At 34.2% G+C, this 20040-nt stretch carries 19 protein-coding genes and 1 riboswitch; of the genes, 10 read left to right on the forward strand and 9 right to left on the reverse strand.

Annotation, left to right across the window (positions count from 1 at the left end; genetic code table 11):
- Positions 1 to 225: 225 nt before the first annotated feature.
- The 7 genes from metX to ACH2CJ_RS05855 all read right to left on the reverse strand — a co-directional run bounded on the left by metX (position 226) and on the right by ACH2CJ_RS05855 (position 8181).
- Complete coding sequence (metX, locus tag ACH2CJ_RS05825) at positions 226 to 1236, reverse strand: homoserine O-acetyltransferase (RefSeq protein WP_394991308.1); 1011 nt, start codon at positions 1234 to 1236, stop codon at positions 226 to 228.
- Positions 1237 to 1238: 2 nt separating this feature from the next.
- A complete protein-coding gene (locus ACH2CJ_RS05830; RefSeq protein ID WP_394991309.1) occupies positions 1239 to 2984 on the reverse strand; it encodes a DUF885 domain-containing protein in 1746 nt (581 codons plus the stop codon).
- A gap of 13 nt (positions 2985 to 2997) precedes the next feature.
- Positions 2998 to 3471 (reverse strand): YdeI/OmpD-associated family protein, encoded by a 474-nt coding sequence (locus ACH2CJ_RS05835; protein ID WP_394991310.1) that lies wholly within the window; start codon positions 3469 to 3471, stop codon positions 2998 to 3000.
- Between the two features lie 62 nt (positions 3472 to 3533).
- Entirely contained in the window at positions 3534 to 4820 is a 1287-nt protein-coding gene (locus ACH2CJ_RS05840) for an O-acetylhomoserine aminocarboxypropyltransferase/cysteine synthase family protein (RefSeq protein ID WP_394991311.1), read from the reverse strand.
- A 121-nt stretch (positions 4821 to 4941) separates the two neighbouring features.
- Positions 4942 to 5059, reverse strand: a riboswitch (SAM riboswitch).
- A gap of 206 nt (positions 5060 to 5265) precedes the next feature.
- The gene (locus tag ACH2CJ_RS05845; protein WP_394991312.1) at positions 5266 to 6309 is read right to left on the reverse strand and encodes a CHC2 zinc finger domain-containing protein; all 1044 of its coding nucleotides are present in this window, start codon (positions 6307 to 6309) and stop codon (positions 5266 to 5268) included.
- 135 nt (positions 6310 to 6444) lie between these two features.
- The gene (locus tag ACH2CJ_RS05850) at positions 6445 to 7197 is read right to left on the reverse strand and encodes an SDR family NAD(P)-dependent oxidoreductase (protein ID WP_394991313.1); all 753 of its coding nucleotides are present in this window, start codon (positions 7195 to 7197) and stop codon (positions 6445 to 6447) included.
- Between the two features lie 54 nt (positions 7198 to 7251).
- Positions 7252 to 8181, reverse strand: a complete 930-nt coding sequence (locus ACH2CJ_RS05855; protein ID WP_394991314.1) for a homoserine kinase — start codon at positions 8179 to 8181, stop codon at positions 7252 to 7254.
- Between the two features lie 404 nt (positions 8182 to 8585).
- Between ACH2CJ_RS05855 and ACH2CJ_RS05860 the strand changes: the two genes are divergently transcribed.
- The 10 genes from ACH2CJ_RS05860 to ACH2CJ_RS05905 all read left to right on the forward strand — a co-directional run bounded on the left by ACH2CJ_RS05860 (position 8586) and on the right by ACH2CJ_RS05905 (position 19157).
- A complete protein-coding gene (locus tag ACH2CJ_RS05860; RefSeq protein ID WP_394991315.1) occupies positions 8586 to 8837 on the forward strand; it encodes a hypothetical protein in 252 nt (83 codons plus the stop codon).
- A gap of 178 nt (positions 8838 to 9015) precedes the next feature.
- Positions 9016 to 9540: a hypothetical protein gene (locus tag ACH2CJ_RS05865; RefSeq protein WP_394991316.1), complete on the forward strand. Its 525-nt coding sequence runs from the start codon at positions 9016 to 9018 to the stop codon at positions 9538 to 9540.
- Positions 9541 to 9756: 216 nt separating this feature from the next.
- Positions 9757 to 10323, forward strand: a complete 567-nt coding sequence (purN, locus tag ACH2CJ_RS05870) for a phosphoribosylglycinamide formyltransferase (RefSeq protein ID WP_394991318.1) — start codon at positions 9757 to 9759, stop codon at positions 10321 to 10323.
- Between the two features lie 42 nt (positions 10324 to 10365).
- Positions 10366 to 11343: a YheT family hydrolase gene (locus ACH2CJ_RS05875; RefSeq protein WP_394991319.1), complete on the forward strand. Its 978-nt coding sequence runs from the start codon at positions 10366 to 10368 to the stop codon at positions 11341 to 11343.
- Between the two features lie 20 nt (positions 11344 to 11363).
- Positions 11364 to 12494, forward strand: coding sequence for a mechanosensitive ion channel family protein (locus ACH2CJ_RS05880; protein ID WP_394991320.1), 1131 nt, complete (start codon positions 11364 to 11366; stop codon positions 12492 to 12494).
- Between the two features lie 345 nt (positions 12495 to 12839).
- A complete protein-coding gene (rho, locus tag ACH2CJ_RS05885; RefSeq protein WP_394991321.1) occupies positions 12840 to 14546 on the forward strand; it encodes a transcription termination factor Rho in 1707 nt (568 codons plus the stop codon).
- Between the two features lie 89 nt (positions 14547 to 14635).
- A complete protein-coding gene (locus ACH2CJ_RS05890) occupies positions 14636 to 15238 on the forward strand; it encodes a Crp/Fnr family transcriptional regulator (protein WP_394991322.1) in 603 nt (200 codons plus the stop codon).
- Positions 15239 to 15454: 216 nt separating this feature from the next.
- Positions 15455 to 15658 carry a hypothetical protein gene (locus tag ACH2CJ_RS05895; RefSeq protein ID WP_394991323.1) on the forward strand — a complete coding sequence of 68 codons (204 nt, stop codon included), beginning with the start codon at positions 15455 to 15457 and terminating at the stop codon, positions 15656 to 15658.
- Between the two features lie 132 nt (positions 15659 to 15790).
- On the forward strand, positions 15791 to 16537 hold the full coding sequence (locus ACH2CJ_RS05900; protein WP_394991324.1) for a GLPGLI family protein: 747 nt from the start codon (positions 15791 to 15793) through the stop codon (positions 16535 to 16537).
- Positions 16527 to 19157, forward strand: a complete 2631-nt coding sequence (locus ACH2CJ_RS05905; RefSeq protein WP_394991325.1) for a carboxypeptidase-like regulatory domain-containing protein — start codon at positions 16527 to 16529, stop codon at positions 19155 to 19157. Before ACH2CJ_RS05900 ends, ACH2CJ_RS05905 begins: the two co-directional genes overlap by 11 nt.
- Before the next feature lie 4 nt (positions 19158 to 19161).
- Here ACH2CJ_RS05905 and ACH2CJ_RS05910 read toward each other — a convergent pair whose 3' ends face one another.
- A complete protein-coding gene (locus tag ACH2CJ_RS05910) occupies positions 19162 to 19749 on the reverse strand; it encodes a Uma2 family endonuclease (protein ID WP_394991326.1) in 588 nt (195 codons plus the stop codon).
- Between the two features lie 47 nt (positions 19750 to 19796).
- A complete protein-coding gene (locus ACH2CJ_RS05915) occupies positions 19797 to 20039 on the reverse strand; it encodes a T9SS type A sorting domain-containing protein (RefSeq protein ID WP_394991327.1) in 243 nt (80 codons plus the stop codon).
- Position 20040: the final 1 nt, after the last annotated feature.

The raw sequence follows: 20040 nt of genomic DNA on the forward strand, positions 1-20040 counted from the left end.
TGAGCATTATAAAACTGCTGATACCATCAAAAATGCGGTTGATGAGATTCTATCACAAGTAAAACACAAATACACGATTACTTTTAATTAAGTGCTTAAGCGATTTAATTTGGTTTTTTAATGGCTTATTTCTGTTTCCTTGCCGAGTGAATTTTAAATTAATCGAATATTACCTGTAATATCGTCTCTGCTCTGCGAAGTTTGCAAACTTCGCAGAGCCAAATATTATTTCAACCACCCCTTTATCGTCTCCGTCATTGCCTCAAATTCAATCAAAAAGCCATCATGCCCATAAATAGAATCAATTAGGGCGTATTGAGCATCGGGGATATGTTTCGCTAAAAACTCTTGTTCTTCGGGGGGGAAAAGTACATCAGAACTTATGCCAATGACCAAAGTTTTGGCTGTAATTGCTTTCAAACTTTCTTCAACTTTTCCACGCCCACGCCCCACATCGTGCGAATCAAACATTTTGGAAAGCATCCAATACGAAAAAGCATTGAAGCGTTTGCCCAATTTTTCGCCTTGATAATTTTGGTAAGTATTTGCCCTAAAAAAATCCACTTGTCCTTCATCTCTTGACTGTGTACGCCCATAAGTTGCATAATTTCGGTACGATAAAAGTGCAATCGAGCGGGCTACTTTCATACCATTCATTCCAGCTTTTGGGTGGCGTTCAGTCCAAGTTGGGTCTGATGCAATCGCCATTCGTTGCGACTCATTAAAGGCAATTCCCCACGGCGAATGTATGGCATTTGTTGAAAAAAGTATCAGATTTTCAATCAAATCGGACTCTATAATTGCCCATTCAATGGCTTGTTGTCCACCAAGCGAACCGCCTAAAAGCGTTTGTATTTTGTTGATATTCAGACTTTTACGTAGTAAATCAATGGCACTTACCACATCTCGGATACTCAAAAATGGAAAATCATGAAAATATGGCTCGCCAGAAATCGGGTTCTTACTCAAAGCATTGGTCGAGCCATAATGCGAACCTAAAATATTGGCACAAATAATAAAATGTTCGTTCGGATTATATAATCTTTTTTCACCAATTAAGCCATTCCACCAGTCCGACGGATTGGCATTTCCTGTAAAAGCATGACAAACCCACACCACATTATCCATTGCTTCATTGAGCTTTCCATAAGTTGTATATGCCAAATCAAATTCGGGTAGCCACTGACCAGATTCTAACTTAAAAGGTTCGTCGTAATGAAATACTTTATTCTCCATTTTTATTTCTTAATTTTCTTCAACTCTGCCGCAATATATCTATCAACCATTTTATCCAAAATTGATAAAGTGAGTGTTCCTTGCGAAAGCACAAGGTCATGGAACGCTCTTATGTCAAATTTGTCTTTCAGTTGGTCTTCGGCTCTTTTTCGTAATTCTTTTATCTTTATTTCGCCCATTTTATAAGCCAAAGCCTGCCCAGGCCAGCATATATAGCGGTTTATTTCAGTGTTTACTTCGTGCAACGACAAAGCAGTGTTATCGGCTAAATAACTAACTGCTTGCTCTCTTGTCCAACTTTTTTGGTGAATACCTACATCTATTACTAAGCGGCATGCACGCCACATTTCGTAAGTTAATCTTCCAAAATGGCTGTAAGGGTCTTTGTATAAACCTAATTCTGTACCCAAATATTCAGCGTATAAACCCCAACCTTCGCCAAACGCATTGATGTAAAGGTTTTGTCTAAATTTGGGTAAATGAGTTAATTCTTGAGTCAACGCATTCTGTAAATGATGCCCTGGAACTGCTTCATGTAGCGTGAGGGCTTCAAGAGTATATAAAGTTCGACTACTAAGATTATAGGTATTTACCCAATAACTTCCCGACCGATTGCTATTAATAGAAGCACCCGAATAACGTCCTGCCGTGTATGAGGGAGCTAAAAAATCAGGCACTGGAACAACGCCATAAGGTTGTCGAGGTAGTTTTCCAAAAAGCAGTGGTAATTTCCCATCAATCTTTTTTGAGATGTACGAAGCTTCTTTTAATAAGCCTTCTGCCGAAGTTGGATAGAATTTTGGGTCTGTTCTTAAAATTTGAATAAAATCTTTTATCGGGCTATTAAAATTGACTTCTTTCATCACTTCCAACATTTCTTTTTTAATTCTCTCAACTTCTGATAAGCCAATGTTATAAACGTCGTTTGGCGAAAGATTGGTAGTTGTGAAAAACTTCACTTTTTCACTATAAAAAGCATCGCCATTTGGAAAATTGCTTGCTCCAAGCGTAGTACGAGTATTGGGATAATATTCGTTTTCGAAGAAAGTTTTTATTTTTTGATAAGTTGGAATAACGTTTTCTGCAATGGCTTTTTTGCCTTCAATAATAATATTATTCCAATCATTATCATTGACGCCGTAAGGTTTGCTTACAAAAGGTTTCCAAAAAACTGATTTTTCGATATTCTCTACAATGTGCTGCTCATAGGTGCTTTCGTAGCCTTTCAAAGCTACTTTTGGTTGCGAAATGCCTAATTGCAAACCTTTTCGCATCAATGCCAAATGCTGGTCTGTATATTGCGGAAAGGCTTTTAGTTTTCGAATATATAAATCGAGCGATTTTATGGTTTTATAATTGTTACTGGCAATAAATGCAAAATCGATATGAAAGCCATCGTCTGAGAGAATCGGATTGAGGTATTCTTTATATTCATAAAAAGTCAACTGATTTTTTACTTCATGAATCAATAATTCTAAGTTTATGAGGTCGTTGAATGCTAGTTTTTTACTGTCTATTTTCTCCAAATTTTTATAAGCAGCTAATTGAAAATTATATCTTCTCAACAAATCAGCTTCGGTGAAAGAACCCAAAGGATGGTTGCTGATTGTATCTCGTGGAAACTCTTTACTATTGAATTTTTCTAAATCTGCTGCGATTTTCAGAATAGTTTGTTTTGCCGAACTTGTCTGACAATCGGCAGTTTGTATTGAAAAAAAAGTTAAAAATAGTAAAAGTGTTTTTTTCATAAGTTTATTTTTATTAATGATTTTTTCTCAATCTTTCAAAAAGCTCAACAACTCTTTTAATGCGAGTTTCTATCTGCTTACCACTGTTTATCCAAGTTTTATAATTCTTTTGATTTGATGGTGAAAGTTTATTGAATAACTCCGCCATTTCTTCATCGAAATCAATAGCTTCTTGCAATTCTGTGGGCATGTCTACCACTCTTTCTTCAAAATCCTCTTCAACTGAAATCGTAATTTCGTCATTCAGCTTTATGCCTAACTGTTTTTGCAATTTTAAAGGAATAGTTATTGCATGAAAACCATTTCCTTTTGGAAATAGATTACTTTTGAAAGGCTTCTCATTAATAAATCCTTTCACTTTTACAAAACCACGCTTGCCAAAAATGGCATAAGCATCTTCGGGGAAATTAATATAATTCCATGAACCAGCCAGACTTGGTGGCATTTTCTTGATAATCTCCTTGAAATGAACGACTTTGCTTGGCATAGACTTTAAATAAAATTAGGTCTTTAGCTCTTAAAACAAGAAACTAAAGACCTAATCGAATTTTATAATGCTTGTGAAATATCGGCTTTAATATCTTCAATATGTTCGTAACCGCACGAAATTCTCAACATATTTACATCGACTCCTGCCGAAACCTGCTCGTTTTCTGAAAGTTGAGAGTGCGTAGTTGAAGCAGGATGAATTATCAAAGTTTTTGCATCACCAACATTGGCCAAGTGAGAAATCAATTTTAAGCTATTTACAAATTTCTCAGCTCTATCACGTCCACCTTTTAGTTTAAACGATAAAACACCACCAAAACCACGTTGTAAATATTTTTTTGCTAATTCGTGGGTTGGGTGTGAAGCAAGACCAGGGTAAGTTACTGATTCCACTTCAGGATGTGTCACTAACCATTGTGCTAAAGTCAAAGCGTTTTCACAAGTACGTTCAACTCTCAAAGTGAGTGTTTCAAGTCCTTGAATCAACAAAAATGAGTTGAATGGCGACTGGCAGGCTCCCCAATCTCTCAAACCTTCAACCCTACATCTGATGATATATTGAATATTGCCGAAAGATCCACCAATGCCAAAAACGCTATTATACACTAAGCCATGATAGCTGGGTGATGGTTCGGTAAATTGTGGGTATTTTCCATTGCCCCAGTCGAATGTACCGCCATCAACAATTACACCACCCATAGTTGTGCCATGTCCACCAATCCATTTGGTTGCAGACTCTACCACTACATTGGCACCGTGTTTAAGTGGCTGGCAAATAGCTCCGCCAGCACCAAAAGTATTATCGACAAACAGGGGAAGGTCGTATTTCTTTGCAAGAGCTGCTAATGCTTCAAAATCGGGTACACTTAAACCAGGGTTTCCTATGGTTTCAACATATAATAATTTTGTTTTTTTATCAATTAATTTCTCAAAACTTTCAATATCATTACCGTCTGCAAAACGAGCTTCTACTCCAATGCCTTTAAACGAATTTTTAAACTGATTATACGAACCACCATACAAAAATGAAGTTGTAACGAAGTTATCGCCTATACTCGTCACATTATTAATCGCAATAAATTGAGCGGCGTGGCCCGATGCTACCGTTAATGCAGCAACGCCACCTTCAAGGGCTGCAACTCTTTTTTCAAAAACATCATTGGTAGGGTTCATAATTCGGGTATAGACATTCCCAAATTCTTTCAAAGCAAATAAATTCGCTCCATGTGTGGAGTCTTTAAATTGGTAAGCAGTGGTTTGATAAATTGGCACTGCTCTTGATTGAGTAGTGGGGTCAATTTCTTGTCCAGCGTGAAGCTGAAGTGTTTCAAAGCGTAATTCTGACATGGTAAATAAAGTTTATTTGTGAAAAATATTCGTTTATTCAAAGTTTGAGCATGGAAAATGACAAAGTGTTTTTTTGAACACACTGCAAACAAAACCAATATTGAAACGATTGTCGTTGATTGGTTTATAAGTCCGAATGGTTTTGACCATTTCGGTAGGTATTGGCACCTTATCGCATGTAGCGGGACAGGTTGCCCGAGGTTCGCAGAGCCTATTCTCTCCCCTCGTCTGTATAAATCAATTTTCTATGAAGAAGAATTGATAATGCAAAGATGCTATGTGATTTTTAAGAAAGCAAGATTTTGAGCAAGATTTTGATTGTAAGAAAGTTTACGGACAACAGAAAACGGTTCAATATATTTATTAGTTTGTTGATAATCAGCAAATTATAGATTTTAAAAAAATGTATTCATTTTAATTCTATGGACTATTGTTTATAAACTATTTACTTCCTCTCAAAATACTCATTAATATCTTTAAAACCCTTGTTCCAATCTCTTTGTTTTGCTAAAATACCTGCTTCCAGCAATTCTTCAACCAAATCGTCAGCACCTTTTGTACCAGCTGAATCATTATCGAAACTCACCCAAATTTTGTATTTTTTGAAATATTTAATCCATTCTTTTTTGAAGATTTTGGCACTTCCCAGACTTACTGCTATCATACCATTTTTGACCAAAGTCATGCAGTCAAACGCTCCTTCGGTCATGTAAACATCGGCATTTGGACGGAGTTTTGTGATAGAATCTATATTGAAAATAGTACGAGGTACGCCCGAAAGAAATTGATATTTGCTCGCACCTTCGGGTGGCTCGCTAGTGGTTCGACCTTGTAAATAGACAATTCGCCCATCTTGAAAATAAGGAATAATGATTGGATGAACGAAGAAAACCAAATTGCCTTTATCATTCATAATTCCACAGGCTTTTAGGTCTTCAATTGCATATTTTGATTTTAAGAATTCATTTGTTAAACCATAGTTTTTTATCACAAATAGTTTGAAATGTCGAATTGTCCAATCGTCAATACCTCTGCCTCGCAGGTAATCGGCAGCTTTTCTGGCAGATTCGGTAGCTGGTTGTTCCAAACAAAATTTCTGAAAACTTTCGTAGATTTCTGAATATAACTCTTTGAAAATGAATGATTTAACTTCAAGAGGTTTGCGAGTATAGATACTTTTTATATCTAATTTGCGAAATTTACTCTTTGATGCACCATCATAAGCAGGAATGTAGCGAGTGCCTAATTCTTCCAAAGCGGTTTTGAAATCAATTTGACAAGCATCGGCATAAAGATTAATCACATCGCCGTGTTTGCCACAGCCAAAACAATGAAATTCGTTTTGAGGAGGTGGGTAAAACACCAAAGAAGGAGAATCTTCCACATGAAAAGGACAATTCATTCGGCGGCTTTGCACAATGTCAAAGCCCAAATCTCGTGCAACTTGCCGAATGTCTATGTCTTTTACTCTTTGAAGAAGATTATCCATACTTTTTTAATAGGCGAGACTGGATACAATATACAGGATTCGAGAAATATAATGCTTAATATGATGTAGAATACACAAGCTGAGGATGAATATTTTTCAATATAATCACCTATCTCAAATCTCGTATCCCACGCCTCATTTTCTGTAAATCACCGTTGGAGCAGCTTGGGCTTTAGCGTAAAGTACAATATCTGCAATGGTTACACGTGCAGGGGTATTTATGGAGTATAAAATTGCATCGGCAACATCTTCAGGTTGAATAGGCTCGAAACCTTCATAAACTTTCTTTGCACGCTCGGCATCACCTTTAAATCTTACCAAAGAAAAATCAGTTTCTACTGCACCTGGAGCGATGTTCGTGATTTTTATTCCGTGTGCTGTAAGGTCATATCTCATACCTTCGCTTAAAGCTTCAACTGCGGCTTTGGAGGCACAATAAACTGCTCCGTTGGCATAAGTTTGTTTGCCTGCGACCGAACTCAAATTAACAATATGTCCAGTTTGGCGTTCAACCATTTGAGGAATCACGGCTTTTGAAACATACAAAAGTCCTTGAACATTTCCGTCAATCATTGCATCCCAATCGTCCACATCACCATCTTGTATTGGCGAAAATCCGTGAGCATTTCCTGCATTATTGACCAAAATATCAATGTTTTTCCACTCTTCTGGTAATGATGCGATTGCTAAAAACACAGATTCTTTGTTACGAACATCAAAAGTCAGAGTTATTACTTTCACTTTTGATGAAAAATATGTCTTCAATTCACCTAATACTTCTTGGCGACGACCACAAAGAATTAGATTAATTTCGCTGTTTGCAAATGCTTCGGCGGTTGCTTTACCGATACCAGATGTTGCACCTGTAATGAGGGCTATTCTACTCATATTTTGTTTGATGATTTGTTTTACTTTAAAATTAATGACTACTTTAAAATTAAGTTATCCAATTATTTTTGGACCAAATTGATTAATGCCCGAAACATAAGAAACTCCATGAATTCCTACTTTTTCAAAGCTATTTTTCATTACGATTGCCACTTTTTCAGCAGTTTCACGGCCTTTGCTAAAAGCAAAAATCGATGGACCTGCTCCCGAAATACTACATCCCAAAGCTCCAGCTTCTATAGCAGCGTGTTTTACTTCCCAAAATTCAGGAATTAAAATTGCTCTTACAGGCTCAATAATAAAATCTACCATCGAATTTGCAATCAGTTCATAATCAGACTGCATCAAACCTGCAATCATTCCTGCCACATTTCCCATTTGAGCAATGGTATTTTTCATCGAAACCTCGTTTCGCAAAATATGCCGAGCATCTTTTGTATTTACTTCAATATCAGGGTGAACAATCGTTACGTAGAGTTCGTCTGGTGTTTTTACTTTAAAAACATCTAAAGGACTATAACTTCGTACCACTACAAAGCCGCCCAATAAGGCAGGAGCAACATTATCGGCATGAGCAGAACCACAGGCAATGCGTTCTCCTTCCATCGAAAAAGGCAACAATTCTTTGGCTGTCAATGGCTTACCCAATAATTCATTTGCCGCAAAAACTCCTGCAACCGAACTCGCCGAGCTACTACCAAGCCCACTACCAAGTGGCATTTTTTTATGAAGCTCTACGTCGAAACCTTGTGTTATGCCAAGTTGGGCTAAATATTTTATTATAGGAACCGTTACGGCATTTTTGCTTGAATCATAAGTAAGTTTGCCATCTTCACCCGTAATATTAGTGATAATGATTTGATGATCTGTTCTTTTACGAACTATTACTTCATCGCCCGGTGCATCAACGGCAAATCCAAAAATATCGAAACCACAGGCAACATTGGCAACTGTGGCAGGTGCAAAAACTTTAATTGATTCCATCAAACTTAGGGAAAATAAATTATTGGTAATGTAGTCCCAAATTTAGCTTATTTAGCTCATTAATTGAAATTTATTCTTTGTTTTATCAATACCATATATCTCGAATCCTATCTGAATTAGTTATAATTTGATACCAATTGACTTTAAAGTGCTTAATTTTGTTTTATTAGGAGTTTCTCACAATTTATATATACTCTTCTAAATTATTATTTAAATGAAAACCATAAAATTGCTTAAAACCTTTCAAAGTACTTTTTTGTTAAATATTCAATAAATTTATACCATAAGTCATAAAAAAGCTTGTTTTTTAGTTACTTTTCCTTACTTTTCGTATCATTAAACTAAAGTGTCTTTAATAAAACCCTACAAAACCCGAATAAAAAAATGCACAGATTTTTTTACCCTTGCTGATTCTATTTTGGTCAGTGGTGTATAGTTGGTTTTGGAACTGTAACCGTAAATCTTATTGCTCTGGCGAAATGGGTGTTGAAAAAACTACCAACATCGTAAAAGTAGTAAGTGCCGAAGAGCAAATTCTCTTTATGATACTTGATGTTTATTTTAATGTAAACAAATCAAGTATCATAAAAAATGCTGAAGTTGAAAACTTTATTTCAATAGACTTCTTGCGAAAGTATTTTATGATTGAAAAATAGTAGATTTTCAAGCGAAAATTGAGGAAATTTTGAAAGCATAGCACCGCTACGGTTGAAAAATTCGCTCAATTTGTAGCCGAAAAGATGGTGTTTTTCGACTTAAAATACTTTCGCAAGAAGTCTAATAGCTAAAAAAACATTAAAATTGAATTCACGACATTAAAAAAATATCAAAATAATGGAAAACTTTAAAAGCTTAATTACCACTTTTCCTTGGGATATATTTTTTTTCTGGCTATTGCCTTTGCTTTTATTGTGGTGGTGGCTAACTCGCCAAATCAATCGTTTAAAAGCTCAATCGGCTGAATTGCAAGATAAAAACAATTTCTTAGAAGGCGAATTAAATGCTTGTCGTAAAACAAAAGTTTCTCTTGAAGGATCTGCCAAAGTTTCTGGTTCAATTGGTGTTGTTGCTGGTACTGTTGGTAAAGCTACTACTGTTAGCACGAAAAAAGATGATTTGAAAATTGTAGAAGGAATTGGGCCCAAAATTGAAGAACTATTCAATAAAGCAGGTATCTATACTTTTGCACAATTGGCAGATACATCGGTTGAAAAAATGAAGTCTATTTTAGAGACTGCAGGCTCTCGTTTTCAAATACATAACCCAACTACTTGGGCAGACCAAAGTGCCTTGGCTCGAGATGGTAAATGGGACGAGTTGAAAAAATGGCAAGATGAACTTTACAAAGGGAAACTTTGAAGTAGAAAAGTTTTATAAAAAAGCCTTTGAATTTTATATTCAGAGGTTTTTTTTATTTTCAGAAAGCCTGCTTTTTTTGAAAAAAAATAACGTGATTCGCAAATTAATGAGCGAAAAGTAGAATAAGTAGTGAGTGAATTACAAACTATAATTGTATTTCAGTTTATGAAAATTCAGAGCCGCAACGGCATATCGTTCAGAATTCAGAACTTTCTAATGAAAAAAATTGCTATTTTTGCTTCTGGTTCGGGAAGTAATGCCGAAAGAATTACAAGCTATTTTGCTGATAGTCAGCATGTTAGTGTTGATTTATTTCTATCGAATAATCCAAATGCTGGCGTGATTGAGCGGGGAAGAAGATTGGGTATCCCCACAGTATTGTTTGATAAAAAGATTTTTTCTCAAACTAATAAAATTGTTGATTTATTACAAAATCAACAAATTGATTTTGTAATATTAGCAGGATTTTTGTGGCTAATTCCTGAAAATTTGATAAAAGCTTTTCCTAATAAAATCATTAATATTCATCCTGCACTTTTACCCAAATTTGGTGGAAAAGGAATGTGGGGACATGCTGTACATGAGGCTGTAGTGGCGAATGGGGAAACAGAATCGGGCATCACAATTCATTTTGTAAATGAACGTTATGACGAAGGAAAAGTAATTTTTCAAGCAAAATGCGAAGTTTTACCAAGCGATTCGCCCGATGATGTTGCCCATAAAGTTCAGCTACTCGAACATAAATACTTTCCTGAAGTTATCGAAAAATTGTTTGCAAAATAGTGATAACTTGGGCGGAATATCGCTCTTTAATTATTTTTTTTGATGCCCATTTTACCAATAAATACAGATTATCGTCCTCCAAAATGGCAGTTCAACGCCCATATTCAAACTATTTATCCCAGCATTTTTAGAAAAATACCAGTACCTTATCAGCGTGAGCGAGTAGAGTTGTTTGATGGCGACTTTTTAGATTTGGATTGGTCATTTGTGAGAAAATCGCACGGTAAAAAACTAGTGATTGTTACGCATGGCTTGGAGGGAGATTCGACGAGGCATTATGTAACAGGGATGGTAAAAAAATTTAATGACAATGGCTATGATGGACTTGGCTGGAATTGCCGAAGTTGTAGCGGAGAAATGAACCGTTTACCAAGATTTTATCACCACGGCGATATTGATGACATACGTTTTGTGATGAATTATGCCATTGAAAAGTATAAATATGAAGAAGTGATTTTGGTTGGTTTCAGCATGGGTGGCAGCATGACACTTCGACTTTTGGGAGAAAAACCCGAAACGATTCCAAGTCAAGTAAAATTTGGTGTAGCAGTTTCAGTACCTTTAGATTTGTTTACGTCAGTTTTTGAACTTTATAAACCTGGACGAAGGTTTTATATGAAGCGATTTATAAACAAATTAGGTAAGAAAATAAAGCTAAAATCTACGCAACATCCTAATAGCCAATTAGTTAGTTATGAAGGTTATGAAAAAATAAAAAACTTTGAGCAGTTTGATGACCGTTACACTGCCAAGATGTTTGGTTTTAAAAATGCACTTGATTTCTATCGAAAAGCAGGGGCGAAACCTTACCTTAAAACCATAAAAATACCAACTTTGATCGTACAAGCTAAAAATGACCCTTTTCTTTCACCTGAATGTCTCGATTTAGGAGATGCTGAGAATAATCCAAATCTTTCCTTACAGTTGCTCGAATTTGGCGGCCACGTAGGTTTTATGTTGCCCAATTCCAATGAAACTTGGGTAGAGCAAAGGGTTTGGGAGTTTGTTAATGAAAAATAAATTGTAAGGAAAACTAAAAAATGAATAAAATAGATAAAATTATTAATACGACTTTTTTATATAATTCGCTCGAAAACTGGCTTTGGTTTTTGGCGATATTGCTTGTTGGATGGCTTTTTAAGCGAGTTTTTTCTGTTTTAGTTAGTAATATTGCTTTTAGGCTTATTAAAAAAGAAACCGAAAATGTACCTGTTTCGAGTTTTGTTGATTTACTGAAACGTCCTGTAGAATTTATCTTGAGCTTGCTGATTATTTATATGGCGGTTGATGAAGTTTCGTTTCCTCGAAAATGGCGAATCATTCCTTTTGGCAAAATGCGGGTCAGTGATTTTTCTGATAAATTGTTGGATGCTCTATTTATTATCGCAATCACTTGGCTAATTATTCGTTTAATAAAGTTTTTTGCTATAGTTTTTGTAAAAAAAGCTGAAGAAAGTGAATCTAAAACGGACGAGCATTTAGTCCCATTTTTTAGAGATATTATTATTGCTTTGATTGTTTTTTGTTCGTTTTTCTTGATTTTGGGCTTTGTTTTCAGGCAAGATGTCATTAGTCTTATCACAGGTTTGGGTATCGGTGGAGTGGCTTTGGCATTGGCGGCAAGGGCAACCTTAGAAAATCTTTTTGCTTCATTTACACTGTTTACCGAACAACCCTTCATTGTTGGTGATGACATCGAATTAGGTGAATTAATTGGCAAAATTGAAAAAGTTGGTTTCCGTAGCACTCGCATTCGCCATGTAGATGGAAGTTTAGTTTTTGTGCCTAACCAAATGCTGGTTTCGCAAACTGTAAATAACCTTTCTCAACGAAAAGACCGACGACATAAGTTTTTTATTCGATTAAAATTAGAAACACCTTTGACAAAAATCAAAGCAGTTATTGATGAAATTCAAGAATTACTCATTAAAAATGAATTGACGAGTGACCACGAAAGTCATGTAAAATTTGACTCAATAGGAGAGTATTCAATCAATATTTTAATAGTTTTCTTCGCTGCAACTCCCGATTATTGGGAAAGTAAAACTATTCGTGAAGACATGAATTATGAAGTTTCTGAAATCTTAGAAAAGCACCAAGTCGAACTTGCTCAACCAACGATCACACTTATTAGCGAAACCGACCCAAAAAACATTGACGATGATTATTGAAATAGAATATTTTAGATAAATAGGCTACAACTTAGGTTTTATTATTGAACTCAGAACCTAATTGTGACATACTTTTGAAAAAAATAATTAAGAATTATATTGATATTTGAAAAATTAGTTATATCATTGCATCCAAATCCAACTAACACTTCAATCGGCTCTTCTGTTCTCTGAACCAACTTTATTTGAATTAGCCAATTGTATCCAACAAAATTTCTGTTTTTTCGAGTGATCCCCAAGTATTTGGACAAATTCTATAAATTCTTTTAAGTGTCTTTTCCTTAATACACCTGTAAAATCTAACCGCTAACCATTAGCATCGAAACGTATCGTTAATTCTCTCGTATGTACTCATCAGAAGAACTGAACCTCAAACTCCTCTCAGAGTTAAGAAAAATTTGTATTGAAATTGGCATTAAAGATGTCAGAACTGCCTCTAAAAGTGAGCTAATTGACAAAATCTTAGAGCAGCAGACTATTAACGCTTCGTTCAATATGCCCAGAGAGGTTGCTCCTTTAGAACCTGCCGTCACTGAAAAACCACTTTTCAATGATGATAAAATTGTAAAAAATCGTAAACGTTTGCCAAAAACAGATGATATTGCTTTGCCAAGTAAACCTTTGCCAACCGACCCAGAGCCTGTTGTGGTTGCACCTAAGAAGTTAGAAAGTAGGAAACCATTTGAAAAATCAAAGAAAACAGAAACTGAATCATTTACCGACATGCGTGTAAATGAAAATGAAGAAGAGCCTGTTTTGAATTTAGAAGAACCAGTTGACTTTGATTTGGCTGCAATTGATGCCGAAATGAGCGAATTTTCAAGGCTAACAGATGAGATTATTCCTGAAAACACAGAGCCAAAAGAAGACAAACGCTATGTCGATACATATACAAAAGACATTAAAAAACAATTCAATAATTTAATAAAAGAGTTTGACGGAATTATTGAAAATGAAGGTGTTCTTGAAATCATGCAAGAAGGTGGATATGGTTTTTTGCGTTCTGCCGATTATAATTATTTGGCAAGTCCCGACGATATCTATGTTTCTCCTTCACAAATTAAACTTTTTGGACTAAAAACTGGCGATACAGTAAAAGGTGCGATTCGTCCTCCCAAAGAAGGAGAGAAATATTTTGCTTTGCTTCGTGTACTTTCGGTCAATGGTAAAACTACTGAAGAAATCCGTGACCGTATTCCTTTTGAATACCTAACGCCACTTTTTCCCGAAGAGCAAATTAAATTGAGTAGTCGCTCAGATATTTATTCTACTCGAGTACTTGACCTATTTGCACCAATCGGAAAAGGTCAGCGTGGAATGATTGTGGCACAGCCAAAAACAGGTAAAACTGTTCTTTTAAAAGAGATAGCCAATGCAATCACTCGCAATCACCCAGAGATTTATTTGATTATTTTGCTGATTGACGAACGTCCAGAGGAGGTAACCGATATGCAACGCAGTGTGCGTGCCGAGGTTATTGCTTCAACTTTTGATGAAACTGCCGATCGTCATGTAAAAGTTTCGGGTGTGGTTTTGGAAAAAGCAAAACGTTTGGTTGAATGTGGACACGACGTTGTTATTTTGCTTGATTCTATCACTCGTTTGGCTCGTGCTTATAATACTGTTATTCCTTCATCGGGTAAAATTCTTTCGGGTGGTGTTGATGCTAACGCTTTGCACAAACCAAAACGTTTCTTCGGTGCGGCTCGTAATGTAGAGCATGGTGGTTCGTTGACCATTATTGCTACGGCTTTGATTGATACTGGCTCGAAAATGGACGAGGTTATCTTTGAAGAATTTAAAGGAACGGGTAATATGGAACTGCAACTTGACCGTAAATTATCTAACAAGCGTGTGTATCCTGCCATCGATATTTTGGCTTCGGGTACTCGTCGTGAAGATTTATTGATGGACAAAGATACGCTTCAAAAAGTTTGGTTACTCCGAAAATATATGTCAGACATGAACCCAATGGAATCAATGGAATTTTTGTTGGACAAAATGAAAGGAACTCGTAACAATGAAGAGTTTTTGTTGACAATGAATAGGTAGGAGAAGCATTTATATACCGTTTAATAAGTAAGGTTTGCAATATCGATTGCAAACCTTTTTATTTGTTTTCTAAATCTTACTTGCTGTAAATGAAAACTACACTTCTCTATCTTTACAACCTATTTAATTCTTTTGGTCGTTTTACTACTACCGAAATTGAGCATATTCTCTCACAATTTGAACCTAAAGTCTGCCAAGAAGGCACAATTGTCTTAGATTTTGGACAAATAAACGATAATCTGTATTTTATTGAATCGGGAATTCTCAGAGAGTTTTCGATGAAAGGTGACGACCAAGACCAAGACCAAGACCAAGACCAAACGATTACAAATTGGATAATGCCTGAAAATAATTTTCAGTATGTATCAGATAGTTTTTTAGACCAAACACCAAGTAAATTTGCCATTGAAGTAATAGAAAAAGCCAAAATTTGGACAATTAGTAAACAAAAATTAGATAAACTTTACGAAGAATTACCCCAACTAAATTTTATGAGTAGAATTTTGATTGAGCAAAACTTAAAAAAATATGAGGCTTTTATAAGAGCTTTACGAATGCCAAGAGAAGACCGCTTAAATTGGTTTTATGAATTTCATCCTGAATTAGCAAATAGGGTACATCTAAAACATATTGCTACGTATTTGAATTTGACACCACAAGGATTGAGCAGAATAAGAGGTAAAAAGAAGTAAAAATGATTAAGCGGTACATTAATTGCGTTTTTGCAAGTTTTTTCTTGCGGAAACGCAATTTTTTTTATGGGAAAAACTCCTCTACTTTGTAAAAGTTAAACCTCCCAACAATCTTAGCCGACGAAGGGAGGCAAAACTAAAGCAAAATAAGCAACCACTTTTATTGCTCATCAAAAAAACAAATTTAATCATTTTAATCTTTAAATTTTATCAAACATGAAAAAAATCGTATTTATCTTCGCATTAGTTCTTACTTGCTTTACGAGTACAATTGCAGGTAATAGTTCACCGAAAACATTTGATTCTTGTACTCGTTCATTTTCAGGTAATGGTATAACTGTTACAGTTACTAATTATGAAGGTGATTGTAATGCTGCTTTCCTTACGGCTTATTATATTTGGAAAGGATATCAGGTATAGTAATTTGTGAATTTATTGTACTTTACTTTATTGAAAGCGAAAATTACTTTTATTGTTTAGCTAATTTTCAAATTTCGAGTAATATTTCGAAAGATAAAAGTGGTTGTTTTTAACATTTATTTAAATCCAAATATGAAAAATATAATCCTCTTTATGGGAGTTTTTTTAAGTTATACCTTTTGTTATTGTCAAACAAAAAAAATTGAAGGTATTGTTAATTACATACAGACAAACAGTACCTATCATTTTAAATCCAAATTATATTTTACTACAGAAAAATCTGCTTATAAGTATAATGTGATTGAGCGTAAATCTTTACGAAAAGATAATCTTAGTATGCCGACTGAGCTTAAATTTGATACAGTACCCGACGAATTTGGTGAAATAACATTTATTGATTTTTCTAAAAAAAACTTATTAGCAAGAGAGAAAGTTGTTGGAAAATCCTTTATTTATGAAGAGTCATTGCCCGCCATCAAATGGAAATTATCAAATGAAAGCAAACTCATTGGTAAGTTCAAATGCCAAAAAGCAACTACAACATTTAGAGGTAGAAATTATGTCGCATGGTTTACGACTGAAATACCAATTTCGATGGGTCCATGGAAGTTAAATGGTTTGCCTGGACTCATATTAGAGGCTTTCGATGATACTTTGCAGATTCAATTTGCATTTGAAAGTATTTCGATGCCCGAAAATGTAGCTGATAATATGGTATTCCCAAGCACAGAAGGTAGAAGAATTACTTTTGAAGAGCATAAAACTATATTTGAATCAACTTCTCAAAAAGTAATAGCTATGACTGATATACCTAAAGGAACTACTGTTAAAATTGATATTGACAAACGAGTATTTTTTGAATTATCTTATGATAAATAGATGTTTGGCTTGTTGCTTTTTTGTATGTGTATGTTTCAATTCTTTCGGTCAAAAAAACATTTCGATCGAAGGGCAAATAACAGATTCGCTCAAAAATTCCTTAAAATCGGTTAGTATAACTATCCGAAAAGGCGATAACAATGTTATTGCCTTTTCTAATTCTGATGAAAAGGGTTTTTATAAAATAGATTTTACGACTGAAAAAGATTCGAAATTTCAGCTTGTTGCCAGTAGCATTGGCTACGAAACTCTAAAATTTGATATTGATGTTGAGCAATCAAATTCTGTAAAAAACATTGTCTTAAACCCTAAAGATTTTTTGTTGAATGAAGTTATTGTTAGCGAAAAAATAGCTATCAAAGAAGCCAATGACACAACGAGTTATCGTGCTGATGCTTTTCGAGATAAAAATGATAAAGTAATAGAAGATTTATTAAAAAAAATACCGGGCTTTGAAATTTCCAAAAGTGGTACAATTTCGGTTTATGGTAAAGCTATTGATAAAATTTTATTGGAAGGTGATGATTTGATGAATAAAAACTATAAGATAATTTCTCGTAATTTGTCAGCCGATTTAATAGAAAAAGTGCAAGTAATAGATAAATACGTAGAAGACCCTTTAATGAAAGGTATTGTTAGTTCAAATCGTCAAGTATTAAACTTGACTTTTAAAGCTGATAGAAAAAGTACGCTTTTTGGCGATATTTCTTTAGGTATTGGTACTTCTGAGCGTTTTGATGAAAGAATAAATCTTATTTCTTTCCTAAAAAAAGCTAAGATTTATGCCTTAGGGAGTTTTAATACTACTGGTAAAAACCCGATGGGTGATTTGACTGAAAATGAAATGATGAATACTAATGATGATTTATTTGAAAGAAACCAAAAGAAAGAATTTGTTAATATCAATGAAATTAGCTTGCCAAATTTTCAATCTCAGCAAGTGAATTTTAATAAAGCAACATTGTTTGCACCTACTTTTATTGTGAAACCATCTTCAAAACTTATCCTCAAAGGCGGTGGTGCTTTCTATGCTGACAGAAACAAATTACAGGAAAATAGTTCTTTTAGCTATTTGACCGCCCCACCAATAGATATTTTGGAAACCAAATCTATTATTAAGAAACCAACTGACTATAAAGGAAATATTGAAGCTGTTTTTCTTCCAAATGCACAATCCAGAATTAGGTTTTTGAGTAATTGGAATAATGGTTTTACAAGTAATAGTGGTAGTGTAATGAATAGTAATCTAAAAAGTAATCAACTTTTGGATAACACAAAAAAAATATTTGAAAATAGACTTTTTTACACGCAACGCATCAAGTCAGATGCTGTATTTAATGTCGAAATGTTTTACTTGAACAATAATCTAATTCAAAACTATGAGGTACAATCTTCACAGAAGCGTTTTTTATCATTTATTGGTGATTCAACGGCTAATCTAACTCAATATCTTAAAAATCCTTATAAATCTTCGGGCATTGTCTCGCAATATCTTTTGAAAATGGGTAAAAGTAAATTAGCTTTTCAAGCGGGAGTGAATAGTACGGAGGAAGAATTGGCGACAAATTTGAAACTTAATAAATCAATTATTATTGGAGAAAATAAAAATATTTTAAAACAAACCGACTTTGCTTTAAATGCCAAATATGAACGAGAAATAGCTAATTTTAGAATCAACTTAGAACTTCCTCTGCATTATTTGGACTATAATTTGAGTAATAGCCTATCAAAAAGAGTGTTTTATGTAACTCCCAAAATAGACTTATTACTGAAAAAAAATAGCAATGGATATAGGTTTTTATACTCATACAATTCAAAACTTCCTCAAATTTCAGATTTAAGTAGATTTTATATTTTAAGCAATTATCGAAATTTTCAACAAGGAACTAATGAGTTTTTGCAAAAAAATGGTCATTTTGTTTTACTCAATTATTGGTACAAAAATTTGTTCGACCAGCTTTTTTTTGATGTAAATGTTTCGTATTCAAAAAGTTTGAATCTATATAATTCTGACTTACAAATAAATAAGGATTTTAATATAAATACCTTATATGCTTCTAATCTAGGCAATGATTTTTATAATTTTTCAGTTGGAATTACCAAATTCTTGTCGCCAATTAAATCAAGCATTAAGTTGAAAAGTAACATTGGATTATTTCAATTTCAAAATCAATTAAATACTTCTGATACACGGAATATTAAAGCACTCAGTTCAAAATTTGAAATAGGTATTCGTTCTACTTGGAAAAAAGGCTTTAATTATCATTTAGGAGCCGAGTTTGATTCTAATACTCAAACTATTTCAAAAGGAAATAATTTTAACAACAAAACTATATCCAGTTTTGCTGGGTTTATTTTAACGTTTTCGTCAAAAGTCAATGCACAAATTGATATTGAACAATATAGCTTTCCTAATTCTGCCACTGCTACAACCTGTTTTTTTAGTAGTGGGATAAATTATGAAGTAAAGTCGAATAGTCTTACACTTAGTTTATTGGCTAAAAATTTAACAAATAATACATCATTTTCTTATAATTATATCAATGATTATCAAAAAAGCTACCGAAGCTATAATATTTTAAGTAGATATTTAATTGTAAGTGCTAATTTTAGATTTTAATTTCTCACCCAAAAATCTCCCCAACCCTAATCTCAAACTCAGGTAAAACAGGGTTTGCCGAGCAAATATCATTGTCCATGCAAATTTGTACAGTTTTGCGAGAGGTATAAACATAAACTATTTTGTGTTCAGGCAATATCTTCCAAACTACTTTTACTCCTGCTTTGAAATATTCCGTAAGTTTTTCTTCTACTTTGTTCAAATTATCATTTGATGAAATGACTTCAATGACAAATTCTGGAATTTCATCTATGCCATTTCTACCATTTTGCATTTGTATCTTTGAAAAATAAGCAATGTCTGGTCTTCTCATTTGAATTCCAGTTAGCATTACATTTTGCTCGGCTATTAGCGTACCATTCTTTTTGAGACCCTTTTCTATTAATAAATCAAGCAGAAGGTCAAACATATACATTTCTTTCTTATCCATTCCATTAAATTGTATTATTTCTCCGTCATTCCATTCATATTTGAAGCCGTCTTCTGGCTCCCATTCCAAAAACTCAGCTAAGGTTTTTGGCAATGCAGAACGCTGCTCGACAGGACGCTGCCCGACCGAAATTTGATTTTCAAGTTCGCTTATTGCTGTCATAATCTTAATATTTTAAACCAAATGTATGATTTTTTTAGTAAAACTAATCAAGATTCCTTAATAATCTTCTTCGACCGAATCACATCATCTTGATTGACAATTACGAAGTAAATGCCTTCGGGAAGACCTGCTAAATCAAAATCGTGCAGGGCTTTTTCGTGGATGGCTTCTTGCAAAATTTTACCTGATAAATTAGAAAGCTGGTAATGTGTTTCTAACCCAGCCGGTACTTTTACATATACCTTTTCGTCGGGTTCGTTATAATATATCACTAATTCGTCTTTGCTCATT

The sequence above is a fragment of the Emticicia sp. genome (assembly GCF_043780375.1).
Taxonomy (GTDB): domain Bacteria; phylum Bacteroidota; class Bacteroidia; order Cytophagales; family Spirosomataceae; genus Emticicia.

What these genes read in the sequence shown, in the direction of transcription:
- metX (WP_394991308.1), bottom strand. Translation starts at nt 1,236, where the DNA reads ATGGAGAATAAAGTATTTCATTACGACGAACCTTTTAAGTTAGAATCT.
- ACH2CJ_RS05830 (WP_394991309.1), bottom strand. Translation starts at nt 2,984, where the DNA reads ATGAAAAAAACACTTTTACTATTTTTAACTTTTTTTTCAATACAAACT.
- ACH2CJ_RS05835 (WP_394991310.1), bottom strand. Translation starts at nt 3,471, where the DNA reads ATGCCAAGCAAAGTCGTTCATTTCAAGGAGATTATCAAGAAAATGCCA.
- ACH2CJ_RS05840 (WP_394991311.1), bottom strand. Translation starts at nt 4,820, where the DNA reads ATGTCAGAATTACGCTTTGAAACACTTCAGCTTCACGCTGGACAAGAA.
- ACH2CJ_RS05845 (WP_394991312.1), bottom strand. Translation starts at nt 6,309, where the DNA reads ATGGATAATCTTCTTCAAAGAGTAAAAGACATAGACATTCGGCAAGTT.
- ACH2CJ_RS05850 (WP_394991313.1), bottom strand. Translation starts at nt 7,197, where the DNA reads ATGAGTAGAATAGCCCTCATTACAGGTGCAACATCTGGTATCGGTAAA.
- ACH2CJ_RS05855 (WP_394991314.1), bottom strand. Translation starts at nt 8,181, where the DNA reads ATGGAATCAATTAAAGTTTTTGCACCTGCCACAGTTGCCAATGTTGCC.
- ACH2CJ_RS05865 (WP_394991316.1), top strand. Translation starts at nt 9,016, where the DNA reads ATGGAAAACTTTAAAAGCTTAATTACCACTTTTCCTTGGGATATATTT.
- purN (WP_394991318.1), top strand. Translation starts at nt 9,757, where the DNA reads ATGAAAAAAATTGCTATTTTTGCTTCTGGTTCGGGAAGTAATGCCGAA.
- ACH2CJ_RS05875 (WP_394991319.1), top strand. Translation starts at nt 10,366, where the DNA reads ATGCCCATTTTACCAATAAATACAGATTATCGTCCTCCAAAATGGCAG.
- ACH2CJ_RS05880 (WP_394991320.1), top strand. Translation starts at nt 11,364, where the DNA reads ATGAATAAAATAGATAAAATTATTAATACGACTTTTTTATATAATTCG.
- rho (WP_394991321.1), top strand. Translation starts at nt 12,840, where the DNA reads ATGTACTCATCAGAAGAACTGAACCTCAAACTCCTCTCAGAGTTAAGA.
- ACH2CJ_RS05890 (WP_394991322.1), top strand. Translation starts at nt 14,636, where the DNA reads ATGAAAACTACACTTCTCTATCTTTACAACCTATTTAATTCTTTTGGT.
- ACH2CJ_RS05895 (WP_394991323.1), top strand. Translation starts at nt 15,455, where the DNA reads ATGAAAAAAATCGTATTTATCTTCGCATTAGTTCTTACTTGCTTTACG.
- ACH2CJ_RS05900 (WP_394991324.1), top strand. Translation starts at nt 15,791, where the DNA reads ATGAAAAATATAATCCTCTTTATGGGAGTTTTTTTAAGTTATACCTTT.
- ACH2CJ_RS05905 (WP_394991325.1), top strand. Translation starts at nt 16,527, where the DNA reads ATGATAAATAGATGTTTGGCTTGTTGCTTTTTTGTATGTGTATGTTTC.
- ACH2CJ_RS05910 (WP_394991326.1), bottom strand. Translation starts at nt 19,749, where the DNA reads ATGACAGCAATAAGCGAACTTGAAAATCAAATTTCGGTCGGGCAGCGT.
- ACH2CJ_RS05915 (WP_394991327.1), bottom strand. Translation starts at nt 20,039, where the DNA reads ATGAGCAAAGACGAATTAGTGATATATTATAACGAACCCGACGAAAAG.